Raw genomic sequence first — 13575 nt, 5'->3', positions numbered from 1 at the left:
CCTCTCGGTGTTTTCATGCTCGGTCCGTCACGATTGGATGGTGGCGGCGAACGGAAGGTTTAAAGATGATTCAGAAGAACTGGCAGGAACTTATCAAGCCGAACAAGGTCGAGTTCACCTCGTCCAGCCGCATCAAGGCAACGCTCGTTGCCGAGCCGCTGGAGCGTGGTTTCGGCCTCACCCTCGGCAACGCGCTGCGTCGCGTTCTGTTGTCTTCTCTGCGTGGCGCCGCTGTGACGGCCGTGCAGATCGACGGTGTCCTGCACGAATTCTCCTCCATTCCCGGCGTTCGGGAAGACGTGACGGATATCGTGCTCAACATCAAGGAAATCGCTATCAAGATGGATGGCGACGATTCCAAGCGCATGGTCGTGCGCAAGCAGGGTCCGGGTTCCGTGACCGCTGGCGATATCCAGACGGTTGGTGACATCGAGATCCTGAACCCCGACCACGTGATCTGCACGCTGGACGAGGGCGCTGAAATCCGCATGGAATTCACCGTCAACAACGGCAAGGGTTACGTACCGGCTGAGCGCAACCGCGCGGAAGATGCCCCGATCGGCCTCATTCCGGTGGACAGCCTCTATTCTCCGGTCAAGAAAGTGTCCTACAAGGTGGAAAACACCCGTGAAGGCCAGGTTCTCGACTATGACAAGCTGATCATGACGATCGAGACCAACGGTTCGGTTTCCGGCGAAGACGCCGTTGCCTTCGCCGCTCGCATTCTTCAGGATCAGCTCGGCGTCTTCGTCAACTTCGACGAGCCGCAGAAGGAAGCAGAAGAAGAATCGGTTACCGAACTCGCGTTCAACCCGGCGCTTCTCAAGAAGGTCGACGAGCTCGAGCTGTCGGTTCGTTCGGCAAACTGCCTGAAGAACGACAACATCGTTTACATCGGCGACCTGATCCAGAAGACCGAAGCCGAAATGCTTCGCACGCCGAACTTTGGTCGCAAGTCGCTGAACGAAATCAAGGAAGTTCTCGCTTCCATGGGCCTGCACCTCGGTATGGAAGTACCGGCATGGCCGCCTGAGAACATCGAAGATCTCGCCAAGCGTTACGAAGACCAATACTAACAAGCAAAAAGGCAGACCCTTTAAAGACTGCCTTTCCCCGTCAAACAGCAGGTAAGTCACCTGCATGTGCCAGGAAACGGCAGGCCCGGACAGGAAACCTGCACTAAAGGAGAATAGCAATGCGCCACGGAAATTCAGGCCGCAAGCTCAATAGAACCGCCAGCCACCGCAAGGCAATGTTTGCCAACATGGCTGCTTCGCTCATCACCCATGAGCAGATCGTAACCACGCTTCCTAAGGCGAAGGAAATCCGCCCGATCGTCGAGCGTCTCGTCACTCTCGGCAAGCGCGGCGACCTGCACGCTCGTCGTCAGGCGATCTCGCAGATCAAGGATCAGGACGCCGTTCGCAAGCTGTTCGACGCGATCGCTTCGCGTTACGCAACCCGCAACGGCGGCTACCTGCGTATCATGAAGGCAGGCTACCGCCAGGGCGACAACGCGGCTCTCGCCGTTGTTGAATTCGTCGAGCGCGACGTTGACGCCAAGGGCGCAGCCGACAAGGCTCGCGTTGCTGCAGAAGCTGCTGCTGCTGAAGCTGCATAAGTTCTGACGCCTTTCAGGCGTCGTGAATAAGAAGCCGGGCGAGAGATCGTCCGGCTTTTTGCGTTCGGCTACAGGGCGGCTATCATCGAAGGCATGACGGGGAGGGACGCCTCAACTCCTGGGCACCGCTCAGGCTGCGAACCATCCGCTCAACGTTACCTCGGAAAAGTTCTGTCTCATTCCGGAACGTGGATGCGACCCTTGATGTGTTTGAGGTGCGCGACGATGGTGAAGGTCATGACGACCAGCAGCGACCATGAACTCCATTTGCCGATATGCACGACGGACCAAGCGCCTATCTGATCGGGATATTTCCATATCCCGAAGAAGGTGGAGATGTTTTCCGCCAGCCAGACGAAAAAGCCGATCAGGATGAAGGCGAGCAGCAGGGGCATCTTGCGGTCACGATCATAGGGCCGGAAGACGACGGTTGCGCGGGAATAGAGGCCGATTGCGCAGGCGGCGATGTACCAGCGGTAATCGCCGATGAAGTGATGCGTGAAGAAGTTGGCGTAGATGGCTATCCCGATCAGCGTTGCCATCCAATAGGCGGGATAGTGGCGAATGCGCACATCCAGCAGGCGCCACGCCTGAATGATGTAGCTGCCAACGGCAGCATACATGAAGCCGGAAAACAGCGGCACACCGAGGACTTTGCTATAGGCGAAATCCGGATAGGACCAGGACTGGATGGCGCTGGAGGTCTTGAATACTTCCAGCGCAAAACCGACGATATGGAACAACAGGATGGCCTTGGCCTCATCAAGCGTTTCCAACCTGCTCCAGATCATGAAGAACTGTATGCCGAGCGCAATGACCAGCAATACGTCATAACGGGGAATGCCGAACAGCCCGCCATGCGGCATCACGAAAATCGAGATGAAGAACAAGCCCGCAAACAGGCAGGAGCGGGCTTCCTTGATGCCGAAATATAGAAACTCGACGATAAAGCGCCTGATGCCCTTGAGTTCGCCCCAGGGATAGGTATCGCAAAGCAGATTGTCCAAGAAGGAGAGGCGGCTTGCGGCTGGACTTGTCCCTGTGCTCATGTTCACGCCCCGATTTGCATTCGTCACATTTCATACGAAAACCGGAAGGAGCTCGCATGGGCTTGCCAAACCTATCCCCGTCTTATTTTGTCCGCGTCCGGCTTTTGGTGGGTGCGGTGGCGGTGATCGTCTGTGGCCTTTGCCTGCGGGCATTCGGCTACGACGTGGGGCTGCCGTTCGTGGCGGTAAAATATGGCGGATCCGTGCTCTGGGGGGCGATGGTTTACCTGTTGCTGGCGGCGGTCTTTCCTGCCCGCTGGCACGACCATGAGGTTCACGTCGCTATTCTTGTCGTTGTCGTCGTGGAACTCATCCGGCTTATCCATTTTCCGGCACTGGACGCATTTCGTGCCACGGCGACCGGGGCTTTGCTGCTCGGCCGCGTTTTTTCGCTGTGGAATATTATCTGTTATCTCGGGGGTATCGGGGCCGCTTCACTTATTGCCGGACGGGTCTGGCGCGCTTCGCCCTCTTCATCGTCATGATTGATGGCCGCACCAGCCGATACCCGAGCAGGATCACCATCGTGCTGATATAAAAAACCGGCTCCAGCGTGATCGACTTTCGCGCCAGCACGAAGTGCAGCACGCCGACGATGAGCACGAGATAGGCTAGCTTGTGCAGCGTGTTCCAGCGGCTGCCGAGCTTGCGGATCGACCAGCGGTTGGAGGTGAGCGCGAGGGGCAAGAGCGTGATGAGCCCGGCCATGCCGAGCATGATATAGGGCCGCTTCAGAATATCGCCGGCGATGGAACTGATGACCAGGCCGCGATCCAGCACCAGATAGACCGTGAAATGCGCCAGCACGTAATAAAAGGCGATCAGCCCCAGCGCCCGGCGATAGGCGATGAGGTTGATGTTGAACAGGTCGCGCAGCGGCGTCACCAGCAGGCCAATGCACAGGAAACGCAGCGCCCAGATGCCGAGCAGGTGCTCGAAATCCTTGACCGGATTGAAGCCGAGGCCGCCGGTTGCGGCGAGATAGAAATACCACACGCCCGGACAGAGCCCGACCACATAGAGCGACCAGATGGCCGCCGGCTGGTAACGCTTCGGCAGCGAGGGAAGCGGCAGGGCGAAGGCCATAGTCAATAATTCGCTTTCAGGTCCAGGCCGGTATAAAGGCTTGCCACCTCGTCATAGCCGTTGAACATCAGCGTCGGGCGGTTCTGGGTGCCGAAAAAGCCACCTTCGCCGATGCGCTGTTCCGTCGCCTGACTCCAGCGGGGATGGTCCACATGCGGATTGACGTTGGAATAGAAGCCGTATTCGCGGGCGTTTGAGTTTTTCCACGTCGTTTCCGGCTGTTTTTCGACAAGCGAAATCCGCACGATGGATTTGATGCCCTTGAAACCGTATTTCCATGGAACGACGAGGCGGATCGGAGCGCCGTTCTGGTTCGGCAGCGTTTCTCCGTAAAGGCCAACGGCGAGGATGGTCAGCGGATGGCGTGCCTCGTCAAGACGCAGGCCCTCGACATAGGGCCAGGACAGCGGCTGGAACAGGCCGCTCTGGGCCGGCATTTCCTCCGGCCGCACCACGGTTTCGAAGGACACGTATTTCGCGCTGCCGAGCGGCTCCACCTTGTCGAGAAGTGCCGCGAGGGGAAAGCCGATCCACGGAATGACCATCGACCAGCCCTCGACGCAACGCATGCGATAGGTGCGCTCCTCGAGCTGATATTTCATGAGGTCTTCGATGCCGAATTCCTGCGGTTTGGAGACGAGGCCATCCACCTTCACCGTCCAGGGGGTAGGCTTGAACTTGCCGGAATTTTCCTTGGGGTCGGATTTGCCCACCCCGAATTCGTAGAAATTATTGTAGCTGGTGACGGCGTCTAGCGGCGTGAGCGTTTCATCCAGCTTGTAGGCGCCGGCTTTTGCCGCAAGCGGGGCGGCGATCGCCTCACGGCCGGAAAGCCCGACTGCCGCAAGCCCTGCCGCCGTGCCGAGGAAGTTGCGTCTCGACAGGTAGACGTTCTTTGGCGTGATTTCGCTTGCCGCGATGAGGGGCGGACGATAGGCGGGCATTTCAACCTCCACAAAAGCCGGGTGCATCGGCGATAAATCGATTATGATAGGCTATACGGCCGCTGCACAGATATGTTTCAGCGCTCTGCGCAAAAACAATGATCGGGCGGCGGAAATCGCGCATTTGTGATGAAAAACAACCTGAATTGCGGGCAGAGAAAGAGCGTACCGTACCGAACCGTACTGTTTTGCCCGAAGGTGGCAGTGACAGGGCTTGCGGTTTGCGCTAGAAAAACCGCAAAATAGGGCGAGGGCTTTTTGACCGCGTTGCGGCAATGCGCTCTTCTGCCTAAGAGATCGAGGAAAACACCATGCCAGCCTATCGCTCCAGAACGACAACCCACGGCCGCAACATGGCGGGCGCGCGCGGCCTTTGGCGCGCCACCGGCATGAAGGACAGCGATTTCGGCAAGCCGATCATCGCGGTGGTCAATTCCTTCACGCAATTCGTGCCGGGCCATGTGCATCTGAAGGATCTCGGCCAGCTCGTTGCCCGCGAAATCGAGGCGGCGGGCGGCGTCGCCAAGGAATTCAACACCATCGCGGTCGATGACGGCATCGCCATGGGCCATGATGGCATGCTCTATTCACTGCCGTCGCGCGAGATCATCGCGGATTCGGTGGAATATATGGTCAATGCCCATTGCGCCGATGCGATGGTTTGCATTTCCAACTGCGACAAGATCACCCCCGGCATGCTGAATGCGGCGATGCGCCTCAATATTCCCTCCGTTTTCGTGTCCGGCGGGCCGATGGAAGCCGGCAAGGTGGTCATGCACGGCAAGACGGTTGCGCTCGATCTGGTCGACGCCATGGTCGCGGCTGCCGATGACAAGATTTCCGATGAGGATGTTGCGGTCATCGAGCGTTCCGCTTGCCCGACCTGCGGTTCCTGTTCCGGCATGTTCACCGCCAACTCCATGAACTGTCTGACCGAGGCGCTGGGATTGTCCTTGCCCGGCAACGGCTCGACGCTCGCCACCCATTCGGATCGCAGGCGGCTGTTCGTCGAGGCCGGTCATCTGATCGTCGATCTGGCGCGTCGTCATTATGAGCAAGACGACGAAACCGTGCTGCCGCGCACCATCGCCAACAAGGCAGCGTTCGAAAACGCCATGTCGCTGGACATCGCCATGGGCGGCTCCACCAACACGGTGCTGCATATTCTGGCGGCGGCGCATGAGGGCGGCGTCGATTTCGGCATGGAGGACATCGACCGTCTTTCCCGTAAGGTTCCCTGCCTTTCCAAGGTCGCGCCCGCCAAGCAGGATGTGCACATGGAAGACGTTCACCGCGCCGGCGGCATCATGCGCATTCTCGGCGAGCTGGAGCGCGGCGGTCTCATCAACCGCGACACCTATACGGTGCACGAGGCGACGCTTGGCGACGCCATCGACCGCTGGGACATCACCCGCACCAATAGCGAAACGGTGCGCCAGTTCTTCAAGGCCGCACCCGGCGGCGTGCCGACGCAGGTGGCCTTCAGCCAGTCCTCGCGCTGGGACGATCTGGATACCGACAGCGAAAACGGCGTCATCCGCTCGGTTGAAAAACCCTTCTCCAAGGATGGGGGTCTGGCCGTGCTTTACGGCAATATCGCGCTTGACGGCTGCATCGTGAAGACGGCGGGTGTCGATGAATCCATCCTGAAATTCACCGGCCCGGCGGTCGTTTACGAAAGCCAGGACGCGGCGGTGAAGGGCATTCTCAGCAACGAGGTCAAGGCGGGCGACGTCGTCGTCATCCGTTACGAAGGACCGAAGGGCGGGCCTGGCATGCAGGAAATGCTGTACCCGACCAGCTATCTGAAATCCAAGGGCCTCGGCAAAGCCTGTGCGCTGATCACCGACGGGCGTTTTTCGGGCGGCACGTCCGGCCTTTCCATCGGCCACGCCTCGCCGGAAGCAGCACAGGGCGGCGCCATCGGCCTCGTACGTCAGGGCGATCTGATCGAGATCGACATTCCGAACCGCACGATCAACCTCAACGTGCCGGATGCCGAACTGGCGTCGCGTCGCGCCGAACAGGAAGAGCTTGGCTGGAAGCCGGAGGCACCGCGCAAGCGCAATGTCACGACGGCGCTGAAGGCCTATGCGGCCTTTGCGTCGAGCGCGGACAAGGGTGCTGTGCGGATTTTGCCGGAGTAAGCTGTCGTTCGGACGGTTTCCGGTGGAGGGCGAAGGTCCGCAGCTTTTCCTCCGTCATCCTCGCCCTTGAGGCGAGGATCCATAAGCCGCTAACGTTATGGATCCTCGGGTCAAGCCCGAGGATGACGTTGAGTGTGAGGGCAGATTTATCGTCCCAATCAGCCGCTCTTCTTTGAGCGGCTTTTTTTGTGCTTTCGGCGGCCGCAGCGTTGCAGTTCAGAAACCGATTCAATTGCCTGAGACCTTGATTCTCCAAACCTGCGCAACGTGCTGTTTCCCTGTAATAATTCGAGTATCTTCAGCCGGTCGCCGGCCATCCCGCAGTCACATTGGAGTGAAGTCCGTCCATCGGGTCTTTTCCAGAGCGCGGCGATGCCTAACTTCTCCATCATGAAAAGACGAACCGCACTCGGCCTTATCGCGTCTCTACCCTTTGCCCGGCTTGCCCGTGCGCAAGCGTCTGGCAATGGCGCTCGTTTCGATCCGTTACTTAGCGAGGCGGATGCGCTTTCGAGCCTCAAGGCCGTCATCGTCAGCATCGATGGCGAGGAGGTCGCCAGTCGCGCCTATCATGGTGCTGGATTAAACGGTTCCACCAACATCAAGTCGGCCTCGAAATCGGTCATTTCGGCGCTGGTCGGCATGGCGATCGATCGCAAGATACTCGTGGGGACCGATCAGCCGATCGCGACTGTTCTGCGCGCCGATTTTCCGCAGAACCCCGATCCGCGTCTGGAAAGGGTCACCATCGGCAACCTGCTCTCCATGCAATCAGGTCTGGAGCGCATGTCCGGCCCTAATTACGGTCGCTGGGTCGCCAGCCGCAACTGGGTGAGGATGGCGCTGGGATCGGGATTTGCCGGAGAGCCTGATGGCGGCATGCTTTATTCCACGGGGTCCACGCATCTGCTTTCGGCGATACTGACCAAGGCATCCGGCCGCTCGACGCTGTCTTTGGCGCGCGACTGGTTCCGGCCGCTGGAAGGGTTTTCCATCGGCGGCTGGGAGCGCGATCCGCAGGGCATCTATCTCGGCGGCAACCAGATGGCGATGACGGCGCGGTCACTGCTGGCCTTTGGCGAGCTTTACCGGCGAGGCGGCGTGACGCCCGGCGGCGAGCGGCTGATTTCCCAAGGCTGGATCGACCAATCCTGGCAGCAGCGCACCAATTCCGTCTTCAACGGCGATGGTTACGGCTATTGCTGGTTCATCAAGGAGATGGCGGGTTCGACGGTCTATTATGCCTGGGGTTATGGCGGGCAGATGCTTTACATCGTACCCGCCAAACGCCTTTCAGTGGTGATGACGTCACGCGAGGACGCACCTTCAGCCAGAACCGGTTATCGTGACCAGCTGCACGGGTTGATGGAGAATATCATTCGCGTGGCCTAAGTGGCGTTGCACAAGTCAAAGCGGTCTGTTGATGCTCTGGAAGGCCTCGCCCAGCTTCTTCATGCGTTCCTCATAAGCGCCAGTCAGGCAGGCAACATCCGCCGCGCATTCCTGGCGTCTTTTCAGCCATTTGCTCTGTTCTTCACGCAAAGTGTCGCGAGCGCCCATCGCCATCAGCTGGGTCAGGATGTCGAAGGTGGTGACCATCTTCACGTCCTGATCGTTGAGGGCGCGGTTGTCGCAGATGGCTTTTTCGTCCGCCGCGAGATCCGGCTTCGTGCAGTCGAAGCTTGCGGCGCTGGCGGGCGAACCGAGTGAAGAGCAGGCGAGGATGATGCCGGAGGCAAGAAGTATCTGTTTCAGATGCATGGATCGTCTCTTTTGAGGACAGTCAGATGCGGATGAAACCAAAATGCGGGGTGGTTGGTTCCACCTGCCCAAGCGCGCCATCGCATCGAAAAGGTTGGCCATCATCTTGCCGCTCTTTGCTTTACAGGCTTTGGCGTTATAACTCCATCATACTGATGACGATGAGGAATCACATGCGAAGCGTGTTGAAGTATCTGTCCACCGGCTTTCTTGCCGCGCTCATTCTCTTGCCAGTGGCAGCGCAGGCGCAGGACAACAGGGCCGTGCCCTCAAGCCACACGGAAATGCAGCTTTCCTTCGCGCCGTTGGTCAAGCGTACCGCGGGTGCTGTGGTGAACGTCTATGCCGAGCGCGTGGTGCAGCGGCGTCTGTCGCCGTTTGCCGGCGACCCGTTCTTCGAGCAGTTTTTCGGCCAGCAGATGCCGAACCGCACGGAAAAGCAGTCGTCGCTCGGCTCGGGCGTGATCGTGACCGCCGGCGGCCTTGTCGTGACCAACAACCATGTCATCGACGGTGCTGACGACATCAAGGTGGCGCTGGCGGATGGACGTGAGTTTTCCTCCAAGGTGCTGCTGAAGGATGACCGCATCGATCTCGCCATTCTGCAGATCGATGCGAAGGAACAGTTTCCGGTGCTGTCGCTCGGCAATTCGGATGCCATCGAGGTGGGCGATCTGGTGCTTGCCATCGGCAATCCCTTCGGTGTCGGCCAGACCGTGACGAGCGGCATCGTCTCGGGGCTGGCGCGCAACCAGGTGACGCAGGGCGATTTCGGCTTCTTCATCCAGACCGATGCCTCCATCAACCCCGGCAATTCCGGCGGTGCGCTGATGAACATGGCGGGCGAGCTGATCGGCATCAACACAGCCATCTTCTCCAAGGGTGGCGGTTCGAACGGCATCGGTTTCGCCATTCCCGCCAATCTGGTCCGTGTGTTCGTCGCTGCCGCCGAGCGTGGCGATGCGAGCTTCGAGCGGCCCTATATCGGCGCGACCTTCGATCCGGTGACGTCGGATGTGGCCGAGGCGCTCGGCCTGCACCGCGCGCGCGGCGCGCTCGTCGTCAGCGTGGTCAAGGGCGGCCCGGCGGAAAAGGCGGGCATTGAGCCTGGACAGGTCGTTACGGCCGTCAACGGCTTCGAGGTGGAGCATCCGGATGCGCTGGGTTATCGCCTGACGACGGCCGGCATCGGCAAATCCGCCGAACTGACTGTCATGGACAAGGGCAGCGAGAAGAAAGCGACCATCGCGCTCGATACGGCGCCGGAAACCGCGCCGCGTGACGAGCGGTTGCTCGAGGGACGCAATCCCTTCGCCGGTGCTACGGTTGCCAATCTCTCGCCGAAACTTGCCGACGAGCTGCGGATGCCTTCGCAGGTGACCGGCGTCGTCATCACCGATGTGAAGCGCAGTTCGCCAGCCTATCGTGTCGGTTTCCAGCCCAAGGATGTCATCCTGTCGCTGAATGGTGCGGATATCGGCTCCACGGCTGCTGTCGAGAAAGCTCTGGATGACAATCCCGGCTTCTGGCGCGTGGAAATCCTGCGTGACGGGCAACGTATCCGGCAGTTCCTGCGATGAGTGACGACCTCTTTGCCCCACAAGTGCCTGTCGAGGTCGCCAACCGGCGGCCTCTTGCCGATCGCCTGCGTCCGAAGACGTTGGCGGAGGTGAGTGGGCAGCCGCATCTGACGGGTGAGGAGGGCGTGCTGCGCCGCATGATCGACAGCGGCTCGCTCGGATCGATGATCTTCTGGGGGCCGCCCGGAACTGGCAAGACAACGGTCGCCCGGCTGCTTTCCGGCGAAGCGGGGCTGGCCTTCGAGCAAATCTCGGCGATTTTTTCCGGCGTTGCCGATCTCAAGAAGGTTTTCGAAGCGGCGCGCACACGCCGGATGAACGGCCGGCAGACGCTGCTTTTCGTCGATGAGATCCACCGTTTCAACCGCGCCCAGCAGGACAGCTTCCTGCCGGTCATGGAGGATGGCACCATCATTCTGGTGGGTGCTACCACCGAAAATCCGTCCTTCGAACTCAACGCCGCTCTTTTGTCGCGCGCGCGCGTCCTGACGTTCGGCTCGCATGACGAGGAGAGCCTCAGCGAACTTCTGAAGCGGGCCGAGGAGGCGGAGCAGAAGCTCCTGCCGCTGACCGAAGAGGCGCGTGCAAGCCTGATCCGCATGGCCGATGGCGACGGCCGCGCCGTGCTGACGCTTGCCGAAGAGGTCTGGCGTGCGGCGCGGAAGGACGAGACTTTCGATACCGAGGGGCTGACGCGCATCGTGCAGCGACGTGCGCCTTTGTACGACAAGGGCCAGGACGGCCACTACAATCTCATTTCCGCGCTGCATAAATCGGTGCGTGGCTCCGACCCGGATGCTGCGCTTTATTATCTGTGCCGCATGTTCGATGCCGGCGAAGACCCGCTTTATATCGGGCGGCGGCTGGTGCGCATGGCGGTGGAGGATATCGGTCTTGCCGATCCGCAGGCGCTCGCCGTCTGCAACGCCGCCAAAGACGCCTATGATTATCTCGGTTCGCCGGAGGGGGAGCTGGCGCTGGCGCAGGCCTGCGTCTATCTCGCCACCGCGCCGAAATCGAACGCCGTCTATAATGCCTTCAAGTCCGCTATGCGGGCGGCCAAGGAGAACGGTTCGCTGGTGCCGCCGAAACATATCCTCAACGCGCCGACCAAGCTGATGAAGGGCGAAGGTTACGGCGACGGCTACCGATATGACCATGACGAGCCGGATGCCTTTTCAGGGCAGGACTATTTCCCGGAAAAAATGGGGCGCACGACGTTTTACGATCCGCCCGATCGAGGGTTCGAGCGGGAAATCCGCAAGCGTCTCGACTGGTGGGCGAAGCTGCGACGCGAGCGTGGATCGCGTTAGCGCATCTGCGCGGTTCTGTTGGAGTAGCGCCGCTCTTAATAAAAAGAATCAAGTGGCTGGCAAAAAGAGTCGGGAAACCGCACTATCTCCTTGTTTGTTAAAGAAATCAGGACGCTTTGCGGTGCGAGGTGGCGGGTGCCAGCGCCGGCAGCATCTTGACCGAGGATTCCGCCAGGCCGCTATGGCCTTCGGCATCGACCACCAGATGCCAGTGCGATGTCTCGGGAATGGTGACACGGATCGGCGATTTTTTCGCGACGCCGCCGAGATATTTGAAGTCCAGCAATTCGGTGAACCGCTGGAAATTTGCGCCTGTCAGCAGCCGCACATTGTTGACGGCCGACAGGGATACTTCAATGATCGTCCCAGCCCGCAATTCCTTCAGATCATAATGCGTAAAGCGGAAATTCGGCCGTGCCATCGCGCGTCTCCAAGCAACCTATTTTGGCGAGAGAGAATAGGGCGACGGGGGTTAACGACTACTTTAAAACCGCAAGGTCCTTGCCGAATTCCGGTCAGTTATGCCGGCTTCCGACCGTGGCGGTGAGTATTTCCGGTTTCCATTGCCGTGACCCGGAATACTACCAACGTATAACAGGTGTATTTAATAATAATAAATTTCTACCCTTTAAGATCGGCTGATCGAAGTGCCGTCGGCGGCATTGGGGGGAATATGAAAAACGTCACGATATCCATGCGCCTTTATGCGCTCGTCGCATTGTTTCTGGTAATATTGACCGCAGCCCTGACATTCAGTCTGTTCGAGACCTTTCACGAGATGGAGCGCGAGCGCAAAGCGGGGCTGGCGTCCATGAACGAGACGGCCGTCGCCATTATCGAGCAATATCATCGCCTGGAACAGAGCGGCGCCCTGACGCGGGAGGCGGCGCAGCAGCAGGCCAAGACGACGATCGCGGCGATGCGCTATGGCAATGGCAGCGGCTATTTCTGGATCAACGACATGCATCCCAAAATGGTGATGCACCCGATCAAGCCTGAGATGAACGGCACGGATCTCACCGCCAACAAGGACCCGAACGGCAAGGCGCTGTTCGTTGAATTCGTGAACACGGTGAAGGCGGGCGGCAAGGGCTTCGTCGATTATTACTGGCCGAAGCCCGGCGCTCCCGATCCGGTCGAGAAGTTTTCCCATGTCGCCGGTTTCGCGCCCTGGGGATGGGTTGTCGGCACGGGTGTTTATGTGGATGATCTTGAAGCGGCTTTCTGGAACGACGCCTATTTCAACATCGGGCTGTGCGTTTTGTCCGCTCTTCTGGTCATAGGCGTCGCTGCGGCCGTCGTTCGCAGCGTGACGCGGCCGATCGACCTTATCCGGCAGAGCATGACGCGGATCGCGGAGGGTGACGGTGAGGCCGAAATTCAGTTTGCCGACCGTCGCAACGAAATCGGTGCGATCGCCAAAACCTTGCTGGTGTTGCGCGACAGCGTCAATGAGCGCAGCGCCTTGCAGGCCCGCGAGGCGGGGCAGCAGCGCGCGCTCGAGGAGGCGCGGCAAGGCAACGAGACGGCCCTGCGCACAGCATCCGAGCGTCAGACCATTGCCATGAACCAGCTCGGCAAGTCGCTCGAGGCGCTCGCCAATGGCGATCTGACCGTCGAGCTTGCCGATATCGGCGCGGAATATGAAAAACTGCGCATGGATTTCAACCGTGCCGTCGGGGCGCTGCACGGCGCGATCGAGGCTATTGCCAGAACCGGCCATGTCGTCAATGACAGTGCCTCTGATATCAGCGGGGCGACCGGCAATCTCTCGCGCCGGACCGAGCAGCAGGCGGCGGCGCTGGAGGAGACGGCGGCGGCTCTCGACGAGATCACGGCCACGGTGCGCACGGCTTCCGAGCGGGCCAATGAAGCACGGCAGATGGTACAGGACACGAAAACGAGCGCTAGCCGTTCAGGCGAGATCGTGCGCAATGCCGTCGATGCCATGGGCCGTATCGAGGAATCGTCGAAACGCATCGGCCAGATCATTTCCGTCATCGACGAGATCGCTTTCCAGACCAACCTTCTGGCGCTGAACGCCGGTGTGGAGGCGGCGCGGGCGGGCGAGGCG

At 59.8% G+C, this 13575-nt stretch carries 13 protein-coding genes; 8 read left to right on the top strand and 5 right to left on the bottom strand.

Annotation, left to right across the window (positions count from 1 at the left end; genetic code table 11):
- Window positions 1-65 precede the first annotated feature (65 nt).
- Both RS75_RS22625 and rplQ read left to right on the top strand, forming a co-directional pair.
- Window positions 66-1076, top strand: coding sequence for a DNA-directed RNA polymerase subunit alpha (locus RS75_RS22625; protein ID WP_045024682.1), 1011 nt, complete (start codon window positions 66-68; stop codon window positions 1074-1076).
- Between the two features lie 119 nt (window positions 1077-1195).
- Entirely contained in the window at window positions 1196-1621 is a 426-nt protein-coding gene (gene rplQ, locus RS75_RS22620) for a 50S ribosomal protein L17 (RefSeq protein WP_006313985.1), read from the top strand.
- Window positions 1622-1797: 176 nt separating this feature from the next.
- Here the strand turns inward: rplQ and RS75_RS22615 are convergent, their stop codons facing one another.
- On the bottom strand, window positions 1798-2670 hold the full coding sequence (locus RS75_RS22615) for a DUF817 domain-containing protein (protein WP_045024680.1): 873 nt from the start codon (window positions 2668-2670) through the stop codon (window positions 1798-1800).
- A 56-nt stretch (window positions 2671-2726) separates the two neighbouring features.
- Here RS75_RS22615 and RS75_RS25940 point away from each other — a divergent pair, with 56 nt between their 5' ends.
- Window positions 2727-3155: a ribosomal maturation YjgA family protein gene (locus tag RS75_RS25940; protein WP_084687173.1), complete on the top strand. Its 429-nt coding sequence runs from the start codon at window positions 2727-2729 to the stop codon at window positions 3153-3155.
- Here RS75_RS25940 and msrQ read toward each other — a convergent pair.
- Together msrQ and msrP are read right to left on the bottom strand one after the other, a co-directional pair.
- Window positions 3109-3756 (bottom strand): protein-methionine-sulfoxide reductase heme-binding subunit MsrQ, encoded by a 648-nt coding sequence (gene msrQ / locus RS75_RS22605; protein WP_045024676.1) that lies wholly within the window; start codon window positions 3754-3756, stop codon window positions 3109-3111. The genes RS75_RS25940 and msrQ overlap by 47 nt on opposite strands.
- Window positions 3757-3758: 2 nt before the next feature.
- Window positions 3759-4700, bottom strand: coding sequence for a protein-methionine-sulfoxide reductase catalytic subunit MsrP (gene msrP / locus RS75_RS22600; RefSeq protein WP_045024674.1), 942 nt, complete (start codon window positions 4698-4700; stop codon window positions 3759-3761).
- 311 nt (window positions 4701-5011) lie between these two features.
- On the opposite strand from msrP, the gene ilvD reads away from it, so the two are divergent.
- Together ilvD and RS75_RS22590 are read left to right on the top strand one after the other, a co-directional pair.
- On the top strand, window positions 5012-6847 hold the full coding sequence (gene ilvD / locus RS75_RS22595) for a dihydroxy-acid dehydratase (protein ID WP_045024672.1): 1836 nt from the start codon (window positions 5012-5014) through the stop codon (window positions 6845-6847).
- Between the two features lie 390 nt (window positions 6848-7237).
- Window positions 7238-8239, top strand: coding sequence for a serine hydrolase domain-containing protein (locus tag RS75_RS22590; RefSeq protein ID WP_045024706.1), 1002 nt, complete (start codon window positions 7238-7240; stop codon window positions 8237-8239).
- A 15-nt stretch (window positions 8240-8254) separates the two neighbouring features.
- Here RS75_RS22590 and RS75_RS22585 read toward each other — a convergent pair whose 3' ends face one another.
- Complete coding sequence (locus RS75_RS22585; protein WP_045024670.1) at window positions 8255-8608, bottom strand: lysozyme inhibitor LprI family protein; 354 nt, start codon at window positions 8606-8608, stop codon at window positions 8255-8257.
- Window positions 8609-8781: 173 nt separating this feature from the next.
- Here RS75_RS22585 and RS75_RS22580 point away from each other — a divergent pair, with 173 nt between their 5' ends.
- Together RS75_RS22580 and RS75_RS22575 are read left to right on the top strand one after the other, a co-directional pair.
- Window positions 8782-10188, top strand: a complete 1407-nt coding sequence (locus RS75_RS22580; RefSeq protein WP_045024668.1) for a DegQ family serine endoprotease — start codon at window positions 8782-8784, stop codon at window positions 10186-10188.
- Window positions 10185-11501, top strand: a complete 1317-nt coding sequence (locus RS75_RS22575; RefSeq protein WP_045024666.1) for a replication-associated recombination protein A — start codon at window positions 10185-10187, stop codon at window positions 11499-11501. The genes RS75_RS22580 and RS75_RS22575 overlap by 4 nt, the downstream gene beginning before the upstream one ends.
- A gap of 106 nt (window positions 11502-11607) precedes the next feature.
- On the opposite strand, the gene RS75_RS22570 is transcribed toward RS75_RS22575, so the two are convergent.
- A complete protein-coding gene (locus RS75_RS22570) occupies window positions 11608-11922 on the bottom strand; it encodes a DUF1883 domain-containing protein (protein ID WP_045024664.1) in 315 nt (104 codons plus the stop codon).
- A 252-nt stretch (window positions 11923-12174) separates the two neighbouring features.
- On the opposite strand from RS75_RS22570, the gene RS75_RS22565 reads away from it, so the two are divergent.
- Window positions 12175-13575: cache domain-containing protein (locus tag RS75_RS22565; RefSeq protein WP_045024704.1), on the top strand; the 1401-nt coding region annotated here is incomplete at its 3' end.

The organism is Rhizobium nepotum 39/7 (genome assembly GCF_000949865.1).
GTDB lineage: Bacteria > Pseudomonadota > Alphaproteobacteria > Rhizobiales > Rhizobiaceae > Agrobacterium > Agrobacterium nepotum.
Note: the sequence above shows the minus strand (reverse complement) of the source record. Positions and strands in the feature narration are given on the sequence as shown.

What these genes read in the sequence shown, in the direction of transcription:
- RS75_RS22625 (WP_045024682.1), top strand. Translation starts at nt 66, where the DNA reads ATGATTCAGAAGAACTGGCAGGAACTTATCAAGCCGAACAAGGTCGAG.
- rplQ (WP_006313985.1), top strand. Translation starts at nt 1,196, where the DNA reads ATGCGCCACGGAAATTCAGGCCGCAAGCTCAATAGAACCGCCAGCCAC.
- RS75_RS22615 (WP_045024680.1), bottom strand. Translation starts at nt 2,670, where the DNA reads ATGAGCACAGGGACAAGTCCAGCCGCAAGCCGCCTCTCCTTCTTGGAC.
- RS75_RS25940 (WP_084687173.1), top strand. Translation starts at nt 2,727, where the DNA reads ATGGGCTTGCCAAACCTATCCCCGTCTTATTTTGTCCGCGTCCGGCTT.
- msrQ (WP_045024676.1), bottom strand. Translation starts at nt 3,756, where the DNA reads ATGGCCTTCGCCCTGCCGCTTCCCTCGCTGCCGAAGCGTTACCAGCCG.
- msrP (WP_045024674.1), bottom strand. Translation starts at nt 4,700, where the DNA reads ATGCCCGCCTATCGTCCGCCCCTCATCGCGGCAAGCGAAATCACGCCA.
- ilvD (WP_045024672.1), top strand. Translation starts at nt 5,012, where the DNA reads ATGCCAGCCTATCGCTCCAGAACGACAACCCACGGCCGCAACATGGCG.
- RS75_RS22590 (WP_045024706.1), top strand. Translation starts at nt 7,238, where the DNA reads ATGAAAAGACGAACCGCACTCGGCCTTATCGCGTCTCTACCCTTTGCC.
- RS75_RS22585 (WP_045024670.1), bottom strand. Translation starts at nt 8,608, where the DNA reads ATGCATCTGAAACAGATACTTCTTGCCTCCGGCATCATCCTCGCCTGC.
- RS75_RS22580 (WP_045024668.1), top strand. Translation starts at nt 8,782, where the DNA reads ATGCGAAGCGTGTTGAAGTATCTGTCCACCGGCTTTCTTGCCGCGCTC.
- RS75_RS22575 (WP_045024666.1), top strand. Translation starts at nt 10,185, where the DNA reads ATGAGTGACGACCTCTTTGCCCCACAAGTGCCTGTCGAGGTCGCCAAC.
- RS75_RS22570 (WP_045024664.1), bottom strand. Translation starts at nt 11,922, where the DNA reads ATGGCACGGCCGAATTTCCGCTTTACGCATTATGATCTGAAGGAATTG.